The following is a 22,618-nucleotide window of genomic DNA, read 5'->3' on the forward strand; positions in this document are numbered from 1 at the left end:
GTGGCATCGGGGCCGCGGTCGGTGAAGTTCCGCTCGTGGTCAACGCGCGGAGGCCATGAATTTGGCGGCCTGTTCGCCGATGAAGACGGCGGGTGCGTGGATGTGGCCGCGCACGAGGACGGGCATGATCGAGGCGTCGGCTATGCGAAGGCCATGTACGCCACGGACTTCCAGGCGCGGGGTGACGACGCTGGCGTCATCGGTGCCCATTCGGCAGGTGCCTGCCGGGTGATACAGCGTGTGCGAATAGCCGTTCAAAGCCAGTTCCAAGGTGGCTTCCAACTCGCTCGGTGACCGCGGCGGATAGATCAGGGCGCCCAGCACCGCCTTCATGGCCGGTCGGGCCGCGATATCGGCGCAGATGCGGAGGCCGGACATGAGCGCGGCGCGGAGCCGGTTGGCCAGAACCGCACTTGCGGATCCGGAGCCGACGATCACATAGTCTGCGGAGATCTCAGCTGTCTGCACTGTCCCACTCCGATCTGCGCTGCCTACGGCAAAAGTACGAGGAAGCAGCCGCCCCCGGTTCAGTTTCGCGGAAATCTGAGCAGCGATTCGGGCACAGTGGCGTCTTGACGACGTGCGGTGAGCCGGAAGTGCATGGCTGGCTTGCTGTCCCGGGAAATTCCGTCAAGCGCTATTTACGCTCGAACCGTGCTGGTCCGGTCCTTCCGCGTAGCAATAGAGGCCCTCTGACCTGCATATTCTCGCTGATATCACATTGCTGGCACGCGTCCGCCCATCGATGTATCTTTGCGTGGTACACCCGGCTCGAACAGGGCAGGAGCATCAATGTCAGTGTGCAGGCGGAAGGCGCACCTGTATCGACTCGCGGATGTGCCGACGGTTCCGACCGTGCACGCGGGAACCGCACTGCCGGAAGAACTTCAGTTGATTCTCGACCATCTGGAGCCGTTGCCGGGTGTGGTGCTCAGCGCCCGCTATGACGTGCTGGCACACAACAAGCCCTATGTGGCAGTCGGGAAGGAATTCAGCACCGAATTATGCGCGGAGAGTGAGGATTTCGCGGCATTGTGGGCCCGCAATGATGTTGCTGTACATCTACCACGCCGCGGCGGGGTAGTGACCGCTCTGATTCGGAAGGCAGGCTGATGAGACGGCAGATACCACGGCCCCGCGATCTCGCGCCGCTGCTGCAATTCAAGAAACCGCAGCTGAATGGGAAGAAGCGGCGTCTGGACGCGGCACTGACCATCGAGGATTTGCGCAAGATCGCCAAACGGCGCACCCCGAAAGCGGCTTTCGATTACACCGATGGCTCGGCCGAGGCGGAACTGTCGATCGCCCGAGCGCGACAGGCATTCCTCGATATCGAATTCCATCCCTCGATCCTGCGTGACGTGTCGAGGGTCAGCACCGGATGGCAGGTGCTCGGCGCTCCCGTTTCGGTGCCTTTCGGGATCGCACCGACCGGCTTCACCCGCATGATGCAGACCGAGGGTGAGTACGCAGGTGCGCGGGCGGCGGGCCGTGCAGGCATCCCCTTCTCATTGTCCACCATGGGAACCGCGTCGATCGAGGATGTGGCACGGGCTAATCCACGCGGCCGCAACTGGTTTCAGCTCTACATGTGGAAGGACCGGGACCGGTCGATGGCCTTGGTCGAGCGCGCCGCCGCGGCGGGTTTCGACACACTGCTTGTTACCGTGGATGTGCCCGTCGCTGGAGCGCGCCTGCGGGACAAGCGAAATGGAATGTCGATCCCACCCGCGCTGACACCACGGACCGTGCTCGACGCGCTGCCCAGGCCGCACTGGTGGTTCGATTTCCTGACCACCGAACCGCTCGCCTTCGCGTCCTTGGATCGTTGGTCGGGCACCGTGGCCGAACTGCTCGACACCATGTTCGACCCCACCGTGAACTTCGCCGATCTGGCCTGGATCCGCGACCAGTGGCCGGGGAAGTTCGTTGTCAAAGGTGTGCAGACCCTGGCTGACGCGCGCGCTGTGACCGACATCGGTGCCGATGGCCTCGTGCTCTCCAATCATGGTGGGCGACAGCTGGATCGGGCGCCGATACCGTTCCACTTGCTGCCATCCGTGGCCGCTGATCTGGGCCGTGACACCGAGATCATGCTGGATACCGGGATCATGTCCGGCGCCGATATCGTGGCGGCGGTCGCGCTCGGGGCACGCTTCACTCTTGTCGGCCGAGCCTATCTCTACGGACTGATGGCCGGTGGCGAAGCCGGTGTTGATCGGGTCATCGCGATCCTGACCGAGCAGTTAGAGCGAACGATGCGACTGCTCGGCGTCACAACCCTGGATGAGCTGACGCCACAACACGTCACCCAGCTGACCAGACTTGCGCCACGGTCGCTTCCGGTACCGGATCAGGGCTGAGCTCAGCCCTCTACCGAGGGCGGCGACGATATCACGCCCGACAGCATTTCCCTCAGCGGTTGCACTGGGGAAATCGGCATGGCTGTTGGCCTGCGGCGCAGGCCTTTCGGCTTTGCGCGTCAGTGGGTACGGAGCTCGCGAAGGGCGTCCTTCAGGTAGTCGGCGATGCGCCAGACATCGGGTACGGAATCGGGGCAGGCGAGGATACCGAAATCGATGTGTCCGTCGTAGGACATTACGGTGATATTCAGTCCGCCGCTGAGGTCGGTGAGCAGGGCGATGGGGTAGCTCGCGATTGCCCGGATTCCCGCGGCGTACAAGGGGATCTGAGGTCCTGGCACATTCGAAATAATGATGTTGGCCAGTGGTAGGGTCGGTGCTCCCAGTCGTAGCAGCGCGCGAGTGGTGGCGCCGTGTAAAAGTTGCGGCAGGGTGGACGCGGACTGGTGCAGCACGGTCGGGGGTGTGGCGCCGAAGTGTGCTTTCGCGTCGAGCAGGATCGTGTGCTGGCGCTTCATCCGCTGTGCCGGATCCGGTTCGTCGACGGGGAGTTCGGCGAGCATGATCGAGAACTGATTGCCCGCGGTACCGAATTGTTCTGGCGCGCGGACGGATACGGGGACTGCGGCCAGCAGTGGCCTGTCGGGTTCGGCGTCGTGCTCGATGAGCCATCGGCGCAGCGCCGAGGTGCACAAGGTCATGACGACGTCGTTGACTGTGCCGCCGAAGCTGTTTTTGACGGTTTTGACCTCGTCGAGAGACAGCGAGACGAACGCGAAGCAGCGGTCTGCGGTGTTCGGGCCGTTGAAAGGGACGCTCGGGTTCGTCTTGCGTAGCTTTGCCAGAGTGGTGCCGAGTGCGGGACCGAGTTGGAACGGAGCCCGTAGGCGGTCGGCGTGGCGTAGGGCCGCATGCGGGATGGCGCGGCCGAGCATTCCCAGCGTCGACGCGGTCCCGGTGACTCGGAAGCCTTGCGTGGGTGGCGGAATGGGTTGGGGTCGGTCGGCCGCGTCGAGGATGGCAACCATGACTTCCGCGCCGGATACGCCGTCGATCAGGGAGTGGTGCACCTTGGTGTGGAGGGCTTGGCGGCCGTCGGCGAGCCCGGAGATGAGGTGACATTGCCACAGCGGCCGGGCCCGATCGAGGGGAGTGGCGTGCAGCCGGGCGACGAGGTCGGCCAGTTGCTGGTCGGTCGCGTCTTCGGGCAGTTGCTGTGCCCGAACGTGATAGCCGAGGTCGATGGCGGTGCAGTCTTCCCAGTAGGGCAGGTCGAGGCCGAGTGGCACGGTGCGCAGCCGCCACCGCAGTGGTGGTGTCAGATGGAGTCGGCTCGCGATCAGCTCGCGTAGACGCGAGATGGTCAATTCGGTGCCCGCGTCGCCGGCTTTCAGCACGGTGACGGCTCCGACGTGCAGCGGCATCGACGGGGATTCGGCATTCAGGAGCTGCGTGTCGAGGGCACTGAGCTGGCGGGGTTGTTCGGCGCCGTCCGACATGGGGATCATCTGTCGTGATGCGCCGGAGGTGTCCGGCGCGGCGGTGAGGTGCTCACCCGGTGTACTGGTTCGGACGGTTAGATAGCGCCGCTGCTGGAGTGGGGTGTCCACGGTTGTCATGAGCTCTCCGTGTGGTCGCTGCGATCTGGAACGGTTGCGCCGACGAGATCGACGCGGGTCCGCTCGATTCGGAATCGGTGGGTGACGAATCATGGTCGTCTGCTTCCGTCCTGGCGCGCGGCCCGAACGCAATCACGTTGGAGCCGTGTCGAATTGGTCTCGCGAGGTGATTCGTTGCCAGGAATTTCTGTCGTGCGTATCGGCGGCGTCGGGTGGCTACCCGTAGGTGCGGCTCTGCTCATACGAGTGGTGTCGGAATCGACGAGCGCCAGCTTATGGCCACTCGATGACGGAACGTCGCGAGAAAATGGTTCGCACGTAAATTCTGTGCAAACAGGTGGCGTTCCGGACGACGCAGTCGAAACCAGCTGACGTGCTTGGAAAAGCTCCATAGCGAGTGCATGCAGGCGGTTCTGTGGAGCGGCGCGAGCGGTTTGGCACCTCTGGTCCACGCCCTGCCCGACAGGCTCACCATCGTTCGACTGGTCGATATACCGCCCAGCTGTCTCGCGATCGCATGGAACAGTGCGACCCTCGACCCCGCTGATCCGATCGTTCATCTCGAGCGTCGTAACCGCTTATCACGCAACGAGTCCCGAGGTTCCGTCGAACCTGACTCGAATCCCGCGAGCGCTTCAGTGTGGACCGCTCCGGCAGCACACGGCTAACATCTCGGGCTCCGGGGACGATCGACACAGACGACTGTTGCTGACGTCGTGCGTATGGGATCTGTCCGAAACGCAGAGAGGTGAGAATCCATCATCACTGTCCTTCAAACAGCCCGCGTGGCGGCTGAGCGGTTGCTGACCGCAACGGATGTGGTCGCGACGACAGTGAAGAAGCCCGTCCTCGGCGCCGCGGGGCACGTGCGTGATGCCGGGCGATTCATGCGAGATGCCGATAACCCGAATAGGATTCTGTTCGAGCTCGAGCGGCGGCTGGAGCGGGCGCCGATCGACAGGCAGCGATGGCTCCCGAATCCGATAGTCGCCGCGTCGACGGCCGAAAAGATGCAGTCTCGTTCCGACGAGTTGATCGAGGAACTGGCGTCACGTTTGCACGAAGTGTGGCGAAGACCCCGGCTACTCGCCGACGGTCGGTACGAACCAAGGATCAAGACCACCAGTGATGCGGGATGGACAACACGGCATGGCACCGACACTGTGGATATTGCTAATTGCTTCTACCGTGAATTACCCAGGGAATTCAAGTCGGAAAACCTGGAGTCGGCGCGGGTGGGAGTGTCGAGTGTTCTCGAAGAACTGCGTGCCGGCCGCGACCCCGCTCATCCTGATTTCGTCGAGTATGCCAGTCGCCAGGTTCATGACGCTTGGCTGGACCGCAACGGCAGCTGGGCGCCTTGGAACCAAAAGCTTCCCTATCGTTGGCTCTCGGAAGAGGAGAAGCAGAAAGACCGTGTCATCGTGTACGCGGCGCGCGAACTGATATCGGAATATTTCCGGTCGCCGGCCGCCTAGCTGAGACACCGTAGGGTTCGACGAAGTGGACACTGGTCTTATCCTCCAACCTTGTTGCCGGATAGCTTTTTCGTCCACACGCACGACCGGAACCTCAGTGCGCTGCGGCGGTGGATTAGCCAGACAAAGCGAGGACAGTCAATAGCATCTGTGAGCTGACGCAGCTGGTCACCGCTGCGGTAGCCGGTATGTAGCCCGCGGCAGGACTGCGGGATCCACGGCGCAATAGACGGTTTCGCCGCCAGCCGAGCACTGTCACCACGAGCAGCAGCACGGTCGCGGCAAACCCAGTTCCGACGACAAGCGGATGATGTACGACGAATGCGTGGTGTGCGAGCAGCGCCGCTGCGGTGCACGACGCGGCCGCAGTGCGACGCCAGGCGAGGGCGGTGCGTTCGACGGCCAGCCCTGCGTCTCGCTCGCTTATGGCATTACCTTTTATCATGGCGAGAACCTCCGAGACTCCTTCCCGCTCTTGTGCTTCGATGTCTGTCATGAGACGGCGTCACTGTCTGGTGTCGGATAGTTGCCGCATCGAAAGGCGAGCAGCGTCCTGTGCGCGCTGGCCAACCACTGGCCGGAACTGTTGTGGCGCTATCTCACCCGCGACATCTTGACGACGAGGACGTCTACGATTACAACCGGCCACGCAATGCGATCCCGGCCATAAACGCTGCGCCCGAGCGCTAATAGAAGGCGTCTCATGTCATCAAGACAGCCGCGGCGGCCAGAACCGAAACCACGGCCATCCCGCCAGCGAGAATCGGTGCGAGACCGGGGCCAGGCAGCACTGTACCGGCGTTCATCGCGCGCTCTACCGCCCGCCAGCGGCGGTAGGAGACAATGGACAGGATGAAGGCGAGCGCGACACACACAAACACAGCCGCGCGGAGTGCAACCGCGCCCCCAACCGGCTCGATAAGTGCGTGCACGGCCACCGCACCCGCGAGCAGTCCCAGTGCCGTGCGAACCCAGGCCAGGAAGGTGCGCTCGTTGGCCAGGGTGAACCGATAGTCGATCGGATCTGCGGCCTCGTGATCGTCTGCTATGGGAGACGACCCCTCCGATCCGATATCAACGGGCCGGTTGCATGGTTCGAGGCCCGGCTCGTCGGATGTCATGACGATTACTTCCCTTTCAAGTGTGTGGTCGGCGGGTCATCTCGCCTTCGAAAGCTCGGTTTTCTTCACCAGTTCTCGACGGCGGCCTCATCCCGAGCGGCGTGTAAGAGCTAGCCAGCTCAGCTCAGTCGTGCCGGTGCGTCTGGCGTGGGTGTCGCGGACATGAGACGGCGGACATCACGATCGGGTCGAATAAACGCGATGGCAGCGGCACCCGCGATGAACAACAGAACGGACGTAACGACCCATGCGACCTGCAGGCCGTGCGCTGTCCCGAGGCTACTGGCTAGATAGCCGGTCACAACAGGGGAAATGACTCCGGCCAGTGGGTAAAGGGCGCCGTAGGTCCCCAGGATGCGGCCACGTTGCCCACGATGACTGATCTCAGCGCACACTGTTTGGGAAATAGCGAACATCGAAGAGCTGAGATGGGTGAGGCAGGCGAGGAAGATCTTGATCGGCAGACTTGGGACAAATACAAATCCGACATGGGCCACGCCAGCGATTATCAGACATATGCCCCCGATAACGCCACGTGCCCAACGAGTGGAAATTCCGCGCGTAAGGAGCCATCGAGTAAGGATTCCTTGTCCGACGTAGGCCACTGTGATTGTGAAGACCTGTATCGCCATGGTCACCTGCGCTACTCCAGAGGCCGACAGACCGAGGACAGCGTGCAGGTACAGCGGAGAGAAGGCTAGGGCATTGCCGATCACCCAGTAGGCGGCGAATCCAGCGGCCACGGATGCAAGGAATGTGCCAGTACGCACGGTTTGCCAATAATTCGGCCTGACATCCAATCCATCCAGCAGACTATCGGCACTTGTTGGTGGCGCATTGGAGGATAGTGGACCCTCTTTTCCTACCATCAGCCACAGAATGCAGAAGGCAAGGCTGATCAATCCGCTGACCAAGAAGGCTGATCGCCAGCCGTAATCAACGATGAAATATGTCAGCAGGGGAACTCCGGCGAGTACACCGACGCTTCCTCCTGCTGTTATTATCGAGCTGGCAAGACTTCGGTCCCGGTCAGTTAACCACGTGTATGCGGCGTGATTGACTATCGGATAAGTCGGCCCTTCGGCAGCGCCCAGTACCATGCGCAATATCAGCAGTACGGTGAAACTACTGGCGGCGACGACCGAGATCTGAGCTACGCCCCAGACGCCAGCTAAGATGGCTATTATCCATTTCGTGCTGAATCGGTCAGCGACGAATCCTATCAGGAGTGCAGTGAGGGAAAAGAAGGCGAAGAACCCCGAGTTGATCCACCCATACTGACTTAGAGTCAATCCCAGCTCGTCGATGATTGGTTGCGCAGCAAGTCCGAGGGAAGTCTTGTCTATAAAGTTGATCATCATCAGAAATGCGAGCATTGCAACCATCAGCCAAGGTCGCAATGAGTTATACGATTTATTCGTCGACATATCTATCTCTGCCGATCAGTCCGAGAGTTCAAATGTTGTGGAAGCTAGGTCACGCACGCCGGCGCGACTGGAGGCAGCGGCATGATTGAGAATGTTCCGGGCCATCGATGAGGTCTGCTCGCTGGCGCGGGCAGCGAACACTTCGGCACGGACTCGGTGCACGCGTGAGTAATCGGGGTCCGCGAGTAATGCGCCTTCGGTGAGGTGGCAAGCTAACGCCAGGTCGCCGGCCGCGCCCAACTCCTCGGCCCGGTCCAGTACCGCGTCTGCGCCGCCGGCCAACGTGACCCATTCCGCGGCCTGTTCGGCCCGCGGTGCCGGCAATAGATTGTCCGGGTGACCGTCGTACCAGCCACCGTAGCACCGCCAGATATTGCGGATCAGAAATTGCGGATCGTCATAGACCGGCAATAGGTAAGGACGCTCCAGCAGGTGGGTCGGCGGGCGAACCTCATGCAAAACGGTGTCGAGAACCGCTCCCGCGTTCATCAAATCCAATGTCTGGGACTCCAGCGACTCGAGCAATTCCGCAGTGTCTGTCAATGCCTGGTGAATGCGGCTGGCGCCGATGATCGGTAGACCATGTCCAGGCAACATAATTTCGGCGCCAACGGCAGCCATCTCGCGCAGGCTTGCAGCCCAGTCCCCAGCATAACGCTGAACCTTTTGCGGATTTCCGGCATTAGGTACTGCCCAAATGAAGAGATCACCGGGGTGGAGAATTTTGCGTTCCGGGATCCATGTCCAGGTTGCATCGTCGGTCTCGCCCCGCCCGTGCCGCAGTTCGAATGTTAGATCACCACGACGGAATGTCATCGATTCCTGATAGGTGATGTCCGGATAGCGAAAGCGGGACGGCCAGCTGAACTCCGGGGAATCGATAACGAACTGACGACGATTGATCACGGTGTTCCACCCTCGGGTGAGGCGGTAGCGGTCCAGATTTTCCGAGACCGCCGCGTGCCCATACACAACCGGCGTCGGCCACCCTCTCCGTTCCGCTTCGAGATCAAACAGCTCGGTACCGAAAATATGATCGATATGGTGATGCGAGAACACGGCCCCAATCAAGGGTGCGTCAGGGCGCCAGTGTCGTACCTGCTCGAATATTGCCTCGGCATCGGGCTGACCTCCGGTATCCAGCATGATCAGTCCGTCACCGGTATCCAGCACGTTAACACTGGCCATGCCTTCGAAAACCCAAACCCCATCAAAAATCTCCTCCCCCTGCGGCAAAGTGCTGTGCACGGGATGTGCGGCACCATCTCGATACAGCTCGCCGGCCCATGCCTGTTCAGCCAGATCTAGGATCGTTCCTTTTGCATCGATAGCCCGCGACAGGTTTCCCCTCAAGATCGCTCCCACTGCTCACACCTTCCCGTAGTTAATGCGCTCGGACTAGATGTTAAAACAGGTGAGTTAATGCCGCAAGCCCTTGAGTTACAATGGATTCGTGGCACTAAGGAGGAGATGGTGATGGCGACGGCCCCCGTTCGAGCCGGCACTCGGGAGCGGCTGATCGTGGCGGCGGAACGGCTGTTCGTCGAGCGCAGCATCGGCGCAGTACCGCTACGAGAAGTCAGTGCGGCAGCCGGGCAGCGCAACACAGCGGCCGCGCAGTATCACTTTGGAAGCAAGGAGGCTCTTGTCGTCGCCATCGTCGAGTACCGCATGCAGCCGATCAACGAACGAAGACTGACGCTACTCGCCGACATGCAGGCACAAGGGCAAGTGCGCGACCTCCGATCAATGATGGAAGCGCTGGTCTTCCCTCTTGCGGCCGCGGTCGGGTCGCAGGGCAGCTATTACGGTCGTTTCCTCGCCCAGTTGCACTCCGACCCCAACTACAGCCCTACCTACGACTGGGACACCGCAACCAGCTTTCGCTTGGCGCGGAAGGGCGTCGAAGACTGTCTGGTCGACCTGCCCGATCTTGTTGTGCAAGAACGGCTCCGCATGGTTGCTTCGCTGCTGGTGCACACGACGGCGTACCACGAGGCAGCTGCTTGCCACCAGGACGACGACGGCACTAAGGCCCCATCCTGGGCGATTATGTTGGTTGACGCAGCCTGCGGCCTGCTTACCGCGCCGCTCAGCATCCCGTGACGCGTTGCCGCCTTTGACAATCGCTCCGATCAGACAGGGTGATGATACGCGGCTATGTAGCTCGGCACCCGGCGCCGACTGGTGGGGGCCAGTTGCGCTCGGCCTTCAACTCGTTGTTCGCAATAGCGAGTCTGCATTCCATTGCCCACACGCCGTCATCTACTGGCTTCTCGCAGGTGACGGCGTCGTTGACGACTGATACTTGAAGATTCTCGATGGAGGTTCACAGTGAAGGCAGTTCAGTATCGCGCCGTCGGCTCAGCGCCCGTGGTTGTCACCGTCCCCGATCCCGAACCCGGCCCAGGCCAGGTCCTACTCGAGGTTGCTGCGGCGGGCGTCTGCCATTCCGACATAGCCGTGATGGGTCTGCCTGCTGAGGCGATTCGTTTCCCACTGCCGCTGATCTTGGGCCATGAAGGAGTCGGGAAGGTCGCCGCTGTGGGCGATGGCGTGCAGGGTGTTGAACTCGGCGATATGGTGGCGGTGTACGGTCCCCAGGGATGTGGTTCCTGCATCAAATGCGCTGCAGGCAAGGAGAACTACTGCCTGCACGCAGCGGAACTTGGCATCTTTCCACCAGGTTTGGGTTCCCCAGGAGCCATGGCTCAGTACATGATCGTCGACGATCCCCGCCACCTCGTCCCACTCGGCGACCTCGACCCTGTCCGTGCGGTTCCTTTGACTGACGCCGGGCTCACGCCGTACCACGCGATCAAGCGTTCGTTGCCGAAGCTCGTGCCCGGCAGCACCTGCGTCGTCATCGGAGCGGGCGGACTCGGTCATATCGCCATCCAACTACTGCGGGCGATGACGGCAACTCGCGTGGTGGCCCTCGATGTGTCCCAGGACAAACTCGATCTCGCACGCACGGTCGGTGCGCATGAGGCGCTGCCGTCGGATTCGTCCGCGTCGAACAAGATTTGGGGCCTGACGGGCGGCCGGGGTGCCGATGTCGTGCTTGACTTCGTTGGCGCATCGGCCTCAGTGGCGATTGCGGCCGCCGCGACCGGCATCGAGTCCGACCTGACGATCGTCGGCCTCGGAGGCGGCACGGTGCCGGTCGGATTCGGTGCGCTGCCACACGAAACGTCTGTGACCGCCCCGTACTGGGGTACTCGGTCCGAACTCATCGAAGTGCTCGATATTGCGCGCTGCGGTGAGATCGACGTCCATGTAGAGACTTTCGATATCGATGAGGCACCGTTGGCCTACGAACGCCTCCGCGCCGGCGCGATCAACGGTCGCGCAGTCATCATCCCGAACCCGTGACGCTGGGAACGTGACACAGTCGTGAGCCGGGTGAGGGCTGGTCGCTGCCGCGGTTTAGGCGGTGGCGGTTGGTCTTCCCCCCGGAGATGATTTCGGCGGCGCTGCAATCATTTTGCGAAGGTTTCATCGAGCCCGGGGCGAACCGAGGATGGTCCGTAGGCTCGCCGAATTAGACTGGCGGGCTGGTGATTCCGGCGGCGGTGGTGGTGCTGGCTACGGCGGCGAGCGGGTACGCGCGGGTGTTCGCCGCGCTCGCGGTAGTGGCGGGGCCCGATTCTTCGCGCGTGGACGGTCGATTCCCGCCGCGTTGCGACTCGGGTTGTCGCTGCAGATCATCGTTTGGCGGTGATGGGCGTGACTCCCGCCCGCGACGCCTACGACCCCGCGACCACCCCGCCCGCGACAGTGGGTCCGTTGCGCGCGGCGATCAGCCTGCGGCGTTGTGGTGAGTTGTGTCCGGAACTTCGCGAACCGGACAGCGAGTATGGGGTCTGATCAGCAGTTGACCAGTCGAATGTAAAGTTGCTTTCGGCAACTAGTTGCAGCTGCCAACAATCCTGCTGGTGAGAAGGTGATGCCCATGTCCGTTGCCCAGGATGCCGACGAGCTCGGCGTTCAGCTGGTGCGGCTCATGCGCGCGATCAACCGAACGAAAACCCAGATAAACAGGCACGGACCGGACGGTCTCGACAGGCTGGCTTACGCCGCGCTGTTCTGCCTCGTTCATGACGGCCCGCAACGTACCGGTAAGCTCGCCGAGCTGTTGCATGCCGAGATCTCCACCATCAGTAGGGAGAGTAGATCGCTTGTGGCGCATGGTCTGGTCGAACGCCGGGCCGACCCGATCGATGGCCGCGTCTGCGTGCTGGCGGCCACTCCGGAGGGGGAGCGGGTGCTCGAACAGAACCGAGAACTCCGCAACCGCTGGTTTGCCGCGATCCTGGCCGACTGGCCCACCGAGGACCGATCCGCCATGAATGAACTGCTCGACCGGCTCAATACCGGAATTGAGAAAACTCCATTTCAGCTAGCCGATCAGAAATAGGGCTCACAAATGACGAATTCCATCACCCAGGCACCGGCCGCGCCGCCGGGTCTGGAAGCCGGCGCGGGTACGTCACTGTCACACCGGCAGATCATGACCATCCTTTCCGGGCTTTTGCTCGGCATGTTCCTGGCGGCCCTCGACCAGAACATCGTCAGCGTCGCGATCGTAAAGATTTCCAACAGCCTGCACGGATTCGATGAACAGGCGTGGGCGACAACCGCCTACCTGATCACCGCGACCATCACCACCCCGCTATACGGCAAGCTGGCCGATATCTACGGGCGAAAGCCGTTCTACATCACAGCGATCGGATTGTTCGTCATCGGTTCGGTGGCGTGTACTTTCGCCACATCGATGTATCAGCTCGCCGGGTTCCGTGCCTTCCAGGGGCTCGGCGCGGGTGGCCTGATGTCGCTGGCCTTCACGATTATCGGTGATATTGTTCCCGCCCGCGAGCGAGTGCGCTACCAGGGCTATTTCATGATGGTCTTCGGTGGGGCGACCGTACTCGGCCCGGTGCTCGGCGGGTTCTTCTCCGATTACGACCAGCTCTGGGGAATCGACGGCTGGCGCTGGGTCTTCCTGGTGAACGTGCCGATCGGCGTACTCGCGCTCGCGGTGGTCGCCAAGGTGCTGAACGTTCCGCACCAGCGTCAGAATCACAAGATCGACGGGTTCGGTGCGGTGGCATTGACGGTCTGCGTGGTGCCGCTTCTTATCGTCGCGGAACAAGGCCGTGATTGGGGCTGGGACTCCAGTCGCGCGCTGCTCTGTTATGGCATCGGTGTGGCCGGATTGTTGCTGTTCATACTCGTCGAACACCTGATGAAGGACGCCGCGTTGATTCCGCTGCGGCTGTTCAAGAATTCGACATTCAGCGTCACCATCGCGGGTGGCTTCATCGTCGGTGTCGCCATGTTCGGCGCAATCACCATGGTTCCGCAGTATTTTCAAGTGGTGCGCGGCTTTTCGCCGACAAAATCGGGTCTACTCATGCTGCCACTGGTGCTCGGCATCATGATCGGTTCGCAGTCGGCCGGACGGATCACCAAGAAGACCGGCCGGTACAAATTCCTGCCCGTGCTCGGTACCTTCATCATCGCGGTCGGTGCGGCGTTGTTCGCTCAGGTGCATTACGACAGTTCGCTGTGGCAGCCGCTGTTGTATTGCGCGGTGATCGGCCTCGGCCTCGGTTGCTGTATGCAGACATTGATCATCGCCGCGCAGAATGCGGGGCCGCGCTCGGATATGGGTGTATCCACCGCGTCGGCGACCTTCTTCCGGCAGATGGGCGGCACGCTCGGCGTCGCGATCTTCCTGACGATTCTGTTCAACCTGTTGCCGAACAAGATCATTGACGCGTTCGGCGGAGCGTTGCCACCCGGATTCGACTCGGGACAGCTCAGCAGCATGCAGAGCAATACCAGCACGATCTCCGCGCTGCCGGACGCACTGCGGGTGCCGATTCTGACCGGATTCACCAACTCCATGCACGGCGTGTTCTATGCCGCGGCAGGCGTCGCGCTGCTGGCTTGCGTGGTGCTGATGTTCATGAAAGAGATTCCGCTGCAGGATAAACCGGCTCCCGCCGCACCCGATCCGGTGGCGCCGGAGGCAGAGCAGGCCGTGGCCGCGGAGTCGACCTGGGATGACGACCAGATCTGGGAGGGTGCCGCGGAGGTGTTCTCCGAACCCGAACCGGTGCTTGCCGGGGTCGGCAACCACGCCATGGCCGCCTATCAGGGCAACGGCGTGCATCGGGCGCAGCCATCGGGCACCGCGATGGCCGTCGCGGAGGCGGCGACCGTCCTCTCCGGTGGCGACCACCAGGGCTCGTCGATCGGTGGACGAATCCATCGCGAAGACGGCCGCTCGGTGCCGGGTGCCGCGGTGACCCTGATCGACCCGCGCGGCCGCCAGGTATCGCGGGCGACCGGAGACGCCGACGGCGGTTACCGGATCGATCCGCCCGAAGCGGGCAACTACGTGCTGATCGCGTCGGCGGCCGGGCATCAACCCGCGGCTATCAGCGTGAGTATCGGCTATCGACCGCAGGAACTGGACCTCACGCTCATGGGGTCCGGCGAGCTGTCGGGTGTGGTGCGCTCGGCCGGTCGCCAGGAACCGCTTCCCGGTGCGACGGTCACGTTGACCGATATGCGTGGCGAGGTCGTCGGTGCGGCCATCACAGCGGGAGACGGCGCGTACCTGTGCCAGGGCGTGGTCTCGGGTACCTACACCCTGGTCGCGGTCGCCGAGCACATGCGGCCGAGCGCGGTCACCCTGACCGTGCCCGACAGCGGCCTGTTGCGTCACGATATCGATCTGGCGCCGATGGCCGTGCTGGCCGGATCGGCATGGGCCGATGGTGATCGTGCGGTTGCGGACGTCCAGATCACGGTGCTGGACGCCGCGGGTGACCTGACCGCGACTACCCGCACCGACGCGAGCGGCCACTTTGTCGTGACCGATCTACCCGAGGGCCAGTACACGGTCGTCGCGCGTGGCTACCCCCCAGTGAGTAGCCGGGTCACCGTTTCCGGCGGTGAGATCAGCCACGACGTCCAGCTCGGTTACGAGTCCGCCGACGTGCCGGATCACCGATGAGCGGTTTGTCCGCGCGCATCCGTACTGTCGAGGGCTGGCCGGTACCCAATGCGGTGCTGACCGTGACGGATCTGAGCGGGAAGCAACTCGCCCGTGCCGTGTCCGCGGAAACCGGGGCGGTGGCTACCGAGCCACTGCCTCCGGGCACGCACACCGCGGTGATCACGGCCGCCGGGTATCAACCGGTGGCCCGTACCGCCCAGATATCCGCCGCGGGCACCGGGCTGCTCGGCGATATCGCGATGGCGTTGGAGGCGGGCGCGGTCGCCATGCCGCCGCCGGGACCATGGACAATCGATCCGGTGCACTCGACGGTGATCGCCACCGCTCGCCATCTCGGTATCGCGAGCATAAAGGCCCGCTTCGCGGAGGTGAGCGGTCGGATCAATATCGCCGAGCGCTTCGAGGAGTCCACCGGCCACGCGGAAATCGGCGCCGCCAGCGTCGATACCGGAATCGAGCTGCGCGACAACCACCTTCGCTCGCCCGATTTCCTCGATGTCGAGGCATATCCGGCAATCACGTTCACCAGCAACGCGGTTCGCCGCACCGGTCCCGACACGTTCGTGATGTCCGGCGAACTCGCCCTGCACGGCAAGCGCCGCCCGGTCGATCTGGACGTGACCTACGGCGGCTTCGGTGAAGACCCGTGGGGCGGGGTCCGTGCGGCATTCCATGCCGAAACCGAGTTGCATCGCAATGATTTCGCCATCGACTACAGCGCGATAGTCCGCGCCGGAGTCGCCGCGGTCGGCGCTACGGTCAAGCTCGACTTCGACATCGAAGTGGTTCACGGCGAGGACCTCCCAACCGGGTAACTCGGCACAGGGCAGCGGCACCGTGCCGCTGCCCTGGCCGACCGTTGTATTCCGTTGTGAGCGTTGCTGAATGAGAGCGGTCTGCGGCCTCAGCGCAAACTCGAACCGAATCAGCCGAGCTGAGTCGACATTCCACCCGGCGGGGATCCGGGTTGGTGATCAGGCGGCGCCGAGCAGCGCAAGGGCCGCTCGATTGAAAGTGGGGGTGAGTTCGCGCAGCGCGCCCGGTCCGGATTCGATGAGGGTGGCGCGCACTCGGTCGTCGATGCCGCCGGTGAGCATATTGATCAACTGGGGGTCGGGCACGGCCCGCAGGACGCCCTCGCGGACGCCGATCCGGGCAGCGGCCATCATTCGGTTGGCGTACATCTGCTGAACGCGGGTTCGATGGGCGAGGAGACCGGGCCCGGCGGCGAGGGTCTCGATATGTAGCGCACGCGCGGCGGCGGGTTCGGCTACCAAGCAGTCGAGGTATGCCGTCAAGGTGGTGCGGACCAAGTCCGCGAAGGTGCTCGCGCCTGCCTCGGCGACTACCCGGTCGAGTTTGCGTGTCACCACATCGACGGCGAAATCGAACGAGGCGGTGAAGCACTCTTCTTTGCTGTCGAACAGTGCGTAGAACGCGCGACGGGCGACCCTGGCCCGGCTGACGATATCCCCGATCGTGGTCGGTCCGTAGCCGAGTTCGGACACCGCCTCCAGTGCGGCCATGCACAAACGATCACGCTGCGAGGTCGCTACCTGGTCGCGGCTCAAACCATGGGGGCCGCGGGGGAGACGTTCCGGAGCGACGCTGGTCAGGGTGGCCATAGTGCCGCCGATTCTGCCATACGGCATTTGGTAGCTGCCGGTCGCGTTGGGTGTTTGCCGGTACGCGGGCTGAGCCATCTGCAATGTGCTCGAGAGTCGATCATCTACGGCTGGCATGTTTTCCAAACGGCATGGGTATAGCAGTCCGTACGCGGTGTGCCAAGCTGGCATATATCGAAACTAGGTGTAACAGAATGTATTCGAGAAAATCATCCGGCCCTGTTGGTGCGGATGCCGAAAATCTCAGATCCTTCATCTACTGTTCAGCTTAGTAGATAAGTAGGAAAATTGGCCATGACTCGAACTTCCCTCCCGTGACCACGCTTGCCACTACTGGTGAATTCCCTCGCTCATCCGAAGCCGTCCGGACCGCGCGAATGCGATCAAAGGTGCTGGGACTCTTCGCCGGCAATCAGCTGATCGACGGTTCCGATGACGTATATCAGGTGGTAGCGGATGGACGCGGTGCGCTCTATTGGAAAGCCGCCGAACCGATTTCGCGGTGGGAATTCGATCCGGAGGCAGAGCGGCCCGGGGCGTCGTGGCGATCGGTGAGCTCGAGCATCGAGGGCAATCTGACGTAGCGGTGCCGTCGTTGGCGTGCGGATTCGAAGGGCCCGTCATTGTCTCGACGGACCGTTCGAAGTAGTGGCACGGCAATAGGTTACGTCGTCATTTGCGGTGCCGGCGTTGGACCGACCACCGGCTGTGCGGCTTCTCGTGCAGTCTTCGGCAGAGCCGGGCACGCCGCCGAATCGAGTGGTTCTGCGGTACAACTATTTCCGTCCGTGAAGCGGCGCAGGAGGTGTTCGCCTGCCGTCGATCGTCGCCGTGGCCGCGCCGGGGTCGGGCGAGCTCTCGCCGGGTTTGGTGTGGAAGGGGTGCCGAATGTCGTGCGGCTCACGATGATTCACCGTGCCGGTACGGTAGGGGTCGTGATCAGGGTCTTCGGTGTCCCGAACGGTGAGGCCGAAGGTCGGCTGCTCGTCAGGGAAGTGGGGCGGACCAGCGCAGCACCGTGCCGCCTTCGAGACGCCGTTCGACTTTGAAGGTGCCGCCTGACTGCTCGGCACGTGCCGCTAGATTCGCCAACCCGCTCATTCGCTCGAAGTCATCGGGCACGCCGATACCGTCGTCGGTCACCTCGATGGTGACATCGTCGCGCACACTGACGTGGACCGATACCGTGGTGGCCGACGCGTGCCGCACGGCGTTGCTCACCCCTTCGCGCAGCACCGCCTCGACGTCTTCCGACAGTGGCGGCGCCAGTACGGACACCGGTCCAGCCAGCCGTATTGTGGTGCGCAGCCCGCTTTCGTCGATCATGTCCGCGATGACGCCGTGCAGGCGCTTACGCAGTGTCGGGGCGTCTGCTTCGGTGCTGTCGTGCAGGTCGAAGATGGAGTGGCGGATGTCCTGCACGATCGACTGGATGTCCTGGATGGTTTCGGTGAGCCGGGTTTTGAGCTCGGGTACGCGGGCTCGTTGCGCCGTGCCCTGCAGCGCGAGACCGACCGCGAATAGTCGCTGGATGACGTGGTCGTGCAGGTCACGGGCGATCCGGTCGCGGTCGGAGAGTACATCGAGTTCGCGATTGCGGCGCTGGCTCTGGGCCAGTCGCAGTGCCAGGGCGGCCTGAGTAGCGAAGGCAGCCATCATGGCCTGCCCGGCGTTGTCGAGCGGCGCGGCCTTCGCCGGCCGCAGGACGGTGAGCACACCGATCACGGCCTTTCCGGCGCGCAACGGCAGTATGAGCGCGGGACCGAATTCGGCCGGGTTGTCGAGCAGGGGGCTTAGTTTCAGCCGATCGACCTGCAGCACCCGATTCTCCCGGAACGCGATTCCTGAGTGCGAATCGGCTATCGGAATGCATCGTTCGGTCAACTTTTCCGCATCGATGCCCGCGGCGGCGACGACCACGAGATCGGTCACCTCATCGTGCGGGATATCCGGATCGTCGGGCAGCGCGAGGTACGCGAACGCCGACTGGGTAAGTCCCAGCGCCCGACCGACGACCAACTCCAGCACCTCGTTCGGTTCGCCACCGGCCAGCAGTTCAGTGGCCACATCCTGAGTCGCTTGGAGCCACTGCTGTCGGGTGCGGGACTGTTCGTAGAGCCGGGCGTTGGCGATAGCGATGCCTGCCGCGGCCGCCAGGGCCTGTACCACGACCTCGTCGTCTTCGGTGAACTCCTGGCTACCGGATTTCTCGGTCAGATACAGGTTGCCGAATATCTCGTCGCCGACTTTTACCGGAACACCGAGGAAGGAGTGCATCGGCGGATGGTGCGCGGGAAAGCCCACCGATGATGGATGGGTCGAAAGGTTGTTTAGCCGAATGGGTTTCGGTTGTTCGATGAGTAGGCCGAGCACACCGTGACCGCGCGGCAGATCGCCGATCAGGACGCGGGTCCGGTCGTCGATGCCCTCATAGACGAATTCGGCGAGCTGGATGTTGGTCTTTTCGGTTTCGCGGACGCCAAGCGCGCCGTATTCGGCGTCGACCAGCTCTATGGCGGTGTGCACGATCGAGCGCAGCGTGTTGTCCAGGTCGAGTCCGGCGGTGACGACCAGCATGGCCTCGATCAACCGGTCCATTTGATCGCGCACGTCAACGATCTGCGCGATCCGATCTTGGACCTCATTCAGCAGCTCACGCAGCCGTAACTGGGACAGCGTCTCGGTCACCGGTGTCGCACCGATCGCCGCCAGCTCAGACGAACTGCCTTCCATACATCGATCCTTGCACAGTCCGCCACTGGGGGATGGATACTGTCAGGTGAATGGTGGCCGGGCGACAAGTTCACTCATGCGTTGGTGTGCCGAGCTTGGAGGCCAAGACGGCGGCCTGGGTACGCCGCTCCACACCGAGTTTGGTCAGCAGTCGGGATACGTAGTTCTTGACCGTCTTCTCAGCCAGGAACATTCGGGCGGCGATCTGTCGATTTGTCAGCCCCTCACCGAGTAGATCCAGCAGTTTTCGCTCTTGGTCGGTTAGTCCGGCCAGCGGCCCGGTCTTGGCTTCGGCAGCTTCGCGCAGTTTGGCCATGAGCGCGGCGGCGGCGCGATTGTCGAGCAGGGATTTGCCGGCGCCGACCTCGCGAATCGCGTCGATCAATTCAAGGGTGCCGATGTCCTTGACCACGTAGCCGCTGGCCCCGGCCAGGATGGCGTCGAGCATGGCCTGTTCGTCGGTGAACGAGGTGAGAATCAGACACCGCAGGTCGGGGTGATGATTGAGTAGGTCGCGGCACAGTTCGATGCCGTTGCCGTCGGGCAGTCGGACGTCGAGAACCGCGACATCGGGGCGTAGTGCGGGAATGCGCGCGAGCGCTTGGGATACGGTGCCCGCCTCGCCGATCACCTCGAGATCGGGTTCGACGTCGATCAGGTCCTTCACACCGCGTCGCACGATCTGGTGGTCATCGACCAAGAAGACGCTGGTCATCGGTAAAACACCTCCCTCGAGTGTCGTTTTCAGCCTACTGAGGGGCCGGGCTGCGCGGACAGCAGAAGGGCACCGGTTTGGTGACGGAAGTCCCTTGTTGCGTTCGGTTCGGCCTGCTGCCAGGCACGAATCGCCGCGGCCGTGGTGTGGTCCACCGGTTGGGCTGTGTCGAGAGTTATCGCATCCGGCCACGAGGATGCCGCGGTCGCCATGGCGTCGGCGATATCCGGTGTCGCATCGGATTCGCCGGCCGCTCGTTGCCGGATTCGGTGACTCGCCAGTTCGCGCGGGCAGATACACCGCAGTGCCACCAGATCGGCATGGGTTTCTTCGGCGAGCGTGATACCGCGAGTCCGTTCGGTCGCGTCGATCCAGCTCGCGTCGAGAATGACGGACACGCCTGCGGCCAGCAGCGCTCGCGCCTGTGTCAGCATCTCGGTGTAGACGCGGGCCTTGCCCGCCGGGGTATAGGCGCCGGCGGCGTAGGTGCCGATCGAACCGGTGACCTCGTGTCCGGACAGGAGTTGTTTACGCACATGGTCGCTGGAGACGACGACCGCGCCGGTGGCTGCCGCGAGTTCGGTGGCCACGGTCGATTTTCCGGTGCCGGGGAGGCCGCCGATGAGGACCAACCGCACTGCGGCCTGCTCCAGATGGCGCGCGGCGATCCGCAGATGTCCGTGTGTGCGTTCAAGTGCCGCCGTCTCGCCCTGCCCGAAGCGGATGACATCGACCTTCGCGCGGACCAGTGCGCGATAGGCGACATAGTGATCGCGCAGCGAGGTGGGCGCCGGGTCGGAGGTGGTTCGGAGATAGCCGTCGAGCAGTCGGTCGCCGAGATCGCGATGGCCGAGGAATTCGAGATCCATCGCTAGGAAGGCGATGTCGTCGAGACAATCGACGTAGCGCAGGCGATCGTCGAAGTCCAGGCAATCGAGCACGCGGAAGCCGTCGGCGAGATCGAAGATATCCTCGGCGAGCAGGTCGCCGTGACCATCGACAATGTGGCCATCGGCAATCCGCCGCGCCAGCAATGGCTTTCGGCCCTCGAGATATCGCATCGCGAGTTCATCGATGCGTGCGAGCCGGATCGGGTCGACTAGGTCGGCCGATTGTTCCGCGAGTGGGTGCAGCAGCGTGCGCCAGCGTCCGCGTAGTTCCTCTGGTGTTGCGGCGCGGTCGATCTCCGGACCGCGCCGCGCCGTGTGGTGGAACAGTGCCAGCACCCGCACCAGCGCGGATAGTTCCGATCCGCGCGCCATCGGGTCGGCGAGGACATTGGACAGGCGTCGGTCTTCCGGCATCCGCCGCATGACGATTACCGGTTCGTCGGGGCCACCGGCCGGATCGGTCAGGTGCGCGACGCCGAGATACACATCCGGTGCCAGTCGTCGGTTCAACTCGACCTCCCGCGCGCAGGCGCGTTCGCGCTGTGGTGTCGTGCTGAAATCGAGGAAGTCGGTGGTGATCGGTTTCTTCGTTTTGTACGCCCGGTCCCCGCAGAGCACCACGACACCGGTGTGGGTTTCCCGCAACTGGGCGGGTGGCGCCGCGCTCATTGCCACGTTCCGCCCGTTTGGGCGGGTTTGACGAGTGTCATGCCAGCGGTGGCGCCGCCGTCGATGACGAATTCCGATCCGGTCGAGAATGTGGCCTCGGTGACGATGAAACCGACCATCGCCGCGACCTCTGCTGGTTCACCGAAACGTGGAAGTGGTTGTCCCGCAGTCATACTCGTGTCGAAACCGGCGGTCATCGGGGTGTGGATGGGGCCGGGGTGTACTGAGCAGACCCGGATCCCGGCGTCGCCGAGCTCGAGCGCGGCGGCTTTGGTCAATCCGCGCAAGCCCCACTTGCTCGCCACGTATCCGGCGATCCCGGAGTAGCCGACCAGGCCCGCGGTCGAGGAGATGTTGACGATCACGCCGCCGCCATTGGCCCGTAACCGCGGGGCCGCCAGGTGCATGCCGAGCCAGGCACCGAACAGGTTGACATCCACAACATGTCGGAACATCGCGGGAGATTCGGACTCGATGCCACCGAAGTCGAGGATGCCGGCATTGTTCACCACAACGGCCAGTGGTCCGAAGTTTGCTTCGGCATCGTCGAGCACCTGCCGCCAGCCAGGTTCGTCGGTGACATCGAGGTGTCGGAATATCGCTGCCGCGCCGAGGGATTCGGCGTTCGCCATACCCTCGGCATTGAGGAGATCGGCCATGACGACGCGGAGGCCGGATTTGACGAGGGTATACGCGATGGCCGCGCCGATGCCGCGCGCACCGCCGGTGACGACGGCGCTGCGGCCGTTGAATTCGGACATAGTGTCAACCTCCGTTTTCGTGATGCACCCAGAGTTTTCGCTGGTGCACTCAGGATTTCGCACCGGACGTGGTGGCGTGATGGCCGAAGGTCATCGATGTCGCGGGACTTCTGGACCGTTTTCGCGCCCTGGTGAAGCGGCGTCCGAAGTCCCGCCAGGAGGGGTCGTCCTGCTCTAACCGGCA

20 protein-coding genes and 1 pseudogene are annotated in these 22,618 nt (G+C 63.1%); 10 read left to right on the forward strand and 11 right to left on the reverse strand.

Features of this window, described 5'->3' with window-relative positions; all coding sequences use genetic code 11:
* Positions 1 to 39: 39 nt before the first annotated feature.
* Positions 40 to 390 (reverse strand): annotated as a pseudogene (locus LKE06_RS24885) (GMC oxidoreductase); the annotation flags it as partial.
* A gap of 402 nt (positions 391 to 792) precedes the next feature.
* Here LKE06_RS24885 and LKE06_RS24890 point away from each other — a divergent pair.
* Complete coding sequence (locus LKE06_RS24890; protein WP_228001789.1) at positions 793 to 1,113, forward strand: MmyB family transcriptional regulator; 321 nt, start codon at positions 793 to 795, stop codon at positions 1,111 to 1,113.
* Entirely contained in the window at positions 1,113 to 2,363 is a 1,251-nt protein-coding gene (locus tag LKE06_RS24895; RefSeq protein WP_228001790.1) for an alpha-hydroxy acid oxidase, read from the forward strand. The genes LKE06_RS24890 and LKE06_RS24895 overlap by 1 nt, the downstream gene beginning before the upstream one ends.
* Before the next feature lie 119 nt (positions 2,364 to 2,482).
* On the opposite strand, the gene LKE06_RS24900 is transcribed toward LKE06_RS24895, so the two are convergent.
* Positions 2,483 to 3,982: a WS/DGAT/MGAT family O-acyltransferase gene (locus LKE06_RS24900; protein WP_228001791.1), complete on the reverse strand. Its 1,500-nt coding sequence runs from the start codon at positions 3,980 to 3,982 to the stop codon at positions 2,483 to 2,485.
* A 785-nt stretch (positions 3,983 to 4,767) separates the two neighbouring features.
* Here LKE06_RS24900 and LKE06_RS24905 point away from each other — a divergent pair.
* Positions 4,768 to 5,460, forward strand: a complete 693-nt coding sequence (locus LKE06_RS24905) for a hypothetical protein (RefSeq protein WP_228001792.1) — start codon at positions 4,768 to 4,770, stop codon at positions 5,458 to 5,460.
* A 115-nt stretch (positions 5,461 to 5,575) separates the two neighbouring features.
* On the opposite strand, the gene LKE06_RS24910 is transcribed toward LKE06_RS24905, so the two are convergent.
* The 4 genes from LKE06_RS24910 to LKE06_RS24925 all read right to left on the reverse strand — a co-directional run bounded on the left by LKE06_RS24910 (position 5,576) and on the right by LKE06_RS24925 (position 9,373).
* Positions 5,576 to 5,956: a DUF202 domain-containing protein gene (locus tag LKE06_RS24910; protein WP_228001793.1), complete on the reverse strand. Its 381-nt coding sequence runs from the start codon at positions 5,954 to 5,956 to the stop codon at positions 5,576 to 5,578.
* Positions 5,957 to 6,161: 205 nt separating this feature from the next.
* A complete protein-coding gene (locus tag LKE06_RS24915; protein WP_228001794.1) occupies positions 6,162 to 6,581 on the reverse strand; it encodes a YidH family protein in 420 nt (139 codons plus the stop codon).
* 119 nt (positions 6,582 to 6,700) lie between these two features.
* The gene (locus tag LKE06_RS24920) at positions 6,701 to 7,957 is read right to left on the reverse strand and encodes an MFS transporter (RefSeq protein WP_228001795.1); all 1,257 of its coding nucleotides are present in this window, start codon (positions 7,955 to 7,957) and stop codon (positions 6,701 to 6,703) included.
* 66 nt (positions 7,958 to 8,023) lie between these two features.
* Complete coding sequence (locus LKE06_RS24925; RefSeq protein WP_228001796.1) at positions 8,024 to 9,373, reverse strand: alkyl sulfatase dimerization domain-containing protein; 1,350 nt, start codon at positions 9,371 to 9,373, stop codon at positions 8,024 to 8,026.
* Positions 9,374 to 9,430: 57 nt separating this feature from the next.
* On the opposite strand from LKE06_RS24925, the gene LKE06_RS24930 reads away from it, so the two are divergent.
* The 6 genes from LKE06_RS24930 (at position 9,431) to LKE06_RS24955 (ending at position 15,856) form a co-directional block, all read left to right on the forward strand.
* A complete protein-coding gene (locus tag LKE06_RS24930; protein ID WP_228001797.1) occupies positions 9,431 to 10,114 on the forward strand; it encodes a TetR/AcrR family transcriptional regulator in 684 nt (227 codons plus the stop codon).
* A gap of 228 nt (positions 10,115 to 10,342) precedes the next feature.
* Positions 10,343 to 11,383, forward strand: a complete 1,041-nt coding sequence (locus LKE06_RS24935) for an NAD(P)-dependent alcohol dehydrogenase (protein WP_228001798.1) — start codon at positions 10,343 to 10,345, stop codon at positions 11,381 to 11,383.
* 354 nt (positions 11,384 to 11,737) lie between these two features.
* Positions 11,738 to 11,878, forward strand: coding sequence for a hypothetical protein (locus tag LKE06_RS24940; protein ID WP_228001799.1), 141 nt, complete (start codon positions 11,738 to 11,740; stop codon positions 11,876 to 11,878).
* Positions 11,879 to 11,963: 85 nt separating this feature from the next.
* Positions 11,964 to 12,428 (forward strand): MarR family winged helix-turn-helix transcriptional regulator, encoded by a 465-nt coding sequence (locus LKE06_RS24945; RefSeq protein ID WP_228001800.1) that lies wholly within the window; start codon positions 11,964 to 11,966, stop codon positions 12,426 to 12,428.
* Between the two features lie 9 nt (positions 12,429 to 12,437).
* Complete coding sequence (locus LKE06_RS24950) at positions 12,438 to 15,038, forward strand: MFS transporter (RefSeq protein WP_228001801.1); 2,601 nt, start codon at positions 12,438 to 12,440, stop codon at positions 15,036 to 15,038.
* Positions 15,035 to 15,856 (forward strand): YceI family protein, encoded by an 822-nt coding sequence (locus LKE06_RS24955; RefSeq protein WP_228001802.1) that lies wholly within the window; start codon positions 15,035 to 15,037, stop codon positions 15,854 to 15,856. Before LKE06_RS24950 ends, LKE06_RS24955 begins: the two co-directional genes overlap by 4 nt.
* A gap of 159 nt (positions 15,857 to 16,015) precedes the next feature.
* On the opposite strand, the gene LKE06_RS24960 is transcribed toward LKE06_RS24955, so the two are convergent.
* Positions 16,016 to 16,744 carry a TetR/AcrR family transcriptional regulator gene (locus LKE06_RS24960; RefSeq protein WP_228001803.1) on the reverse strand — a complete coding sequence of 243 codons (729 nt, stop codon included), beginning with the start codon at positions 16,742 to 16,744 and terminating at the stop codon, positions 16,016 to 16,018.
* A gap of 299 nt (positions 16,745 to 17,043) precedes the next feature.
* Here LKE06_RS24960 and LKE06_RS24965 point away from each other — a divergent pair, with 299 nt between their 5' ends.
* Positions 17,044 to 17,250 carry a hypothetical protein gene (locus tag LKE06_RS24965; RefSeq protein WP_228001804.1) on the forward strand — a complete coding sequence of 69 codons (207 nt, stop codon included), beginning with the start codon at positions 17,044 to 17,046 and terminating at the stop codon, positions 17,248 to 17,250.
* 403 nt (positions 17,251 to 17,653) lie between these two features.
* On the opposite strand, the gene LKE06_RS24970 is transcribed toward LKE06_RS24965, so the two are convergent.
* The 4 genes from LKE06_RS24970 to LKE06_RS24985 all read right to left on the reverse strand — a co-directional run bounded on the left by LKE06_RS24970 (position 17,654) and on the right by LKE06_RS24985 (position 22,434).
* Positions 17,654 to 19,399: a GAF domain-containing sensor histidine kinase gene (locus LKE06_RS24970; RefSeq protein WP_228001805.1), complete on the reverse strand. Its 1,746-nt coding sequence runs from the start codon at positions 19,397 to 19,399 to the stop codon at positions 17,654 to 17,656.
* Between the two features lie 70 nt (positions 19,400 to 19,469).
* Positions 19,470 to 20,114, reverse strand: a complete 645-nt coding sequence (locus LKE06_RS24975; protein WP_228001806.1) for a response regulator — start codon at positions 20,112 to 20,114, stop codon at positions 19,470 to 19,472.
* A gap of 29 nt (positions 20,115 to 20,143) precedes the next feature.
* Positions 20,144 to 21,673 (reverse strand): bifunctional aminoglycoside phosphotransferase/ATP-binding protein, encoded by a 1,530-nt coding sequence (locus tag LKE06_RS24980; RefSeq protein WP_228001807.1) that lies wholly within the window; start codon positions 21,671 to 21,673, stop codon positions 20,144 to 20,146.
* Positions 21,670 to 22,434 carry an SDR family oxidoreductase gene (locus LKE06_RS24985; RefSeq protein ID WP_228001808.1) on the reverse strand — a complete coding sequence of 255 codons (765 nt, stop codon included), beginning with the start codon at positions 22,432 to 22,434 and terminating at the stop codon, positions 21,670 to 21,672. Before LKE06_RS24985 ends, LKE06_RS24980 begins: the two co-directional genes overlap by 4 nt.
* Positions 22,435 to 22,618: the final 184 nt, after the last annotated feature.

The sequence above is a fragment of the Nocardia australiensis genome (genome assembly GCF_020733705.1).
Classification (GTDB): Bacteria; Actinomycetota; Actinomycetes; order Mycobacteriales; family Mycobacteriaceae; genus Nocardia; species Nocardia australiensis.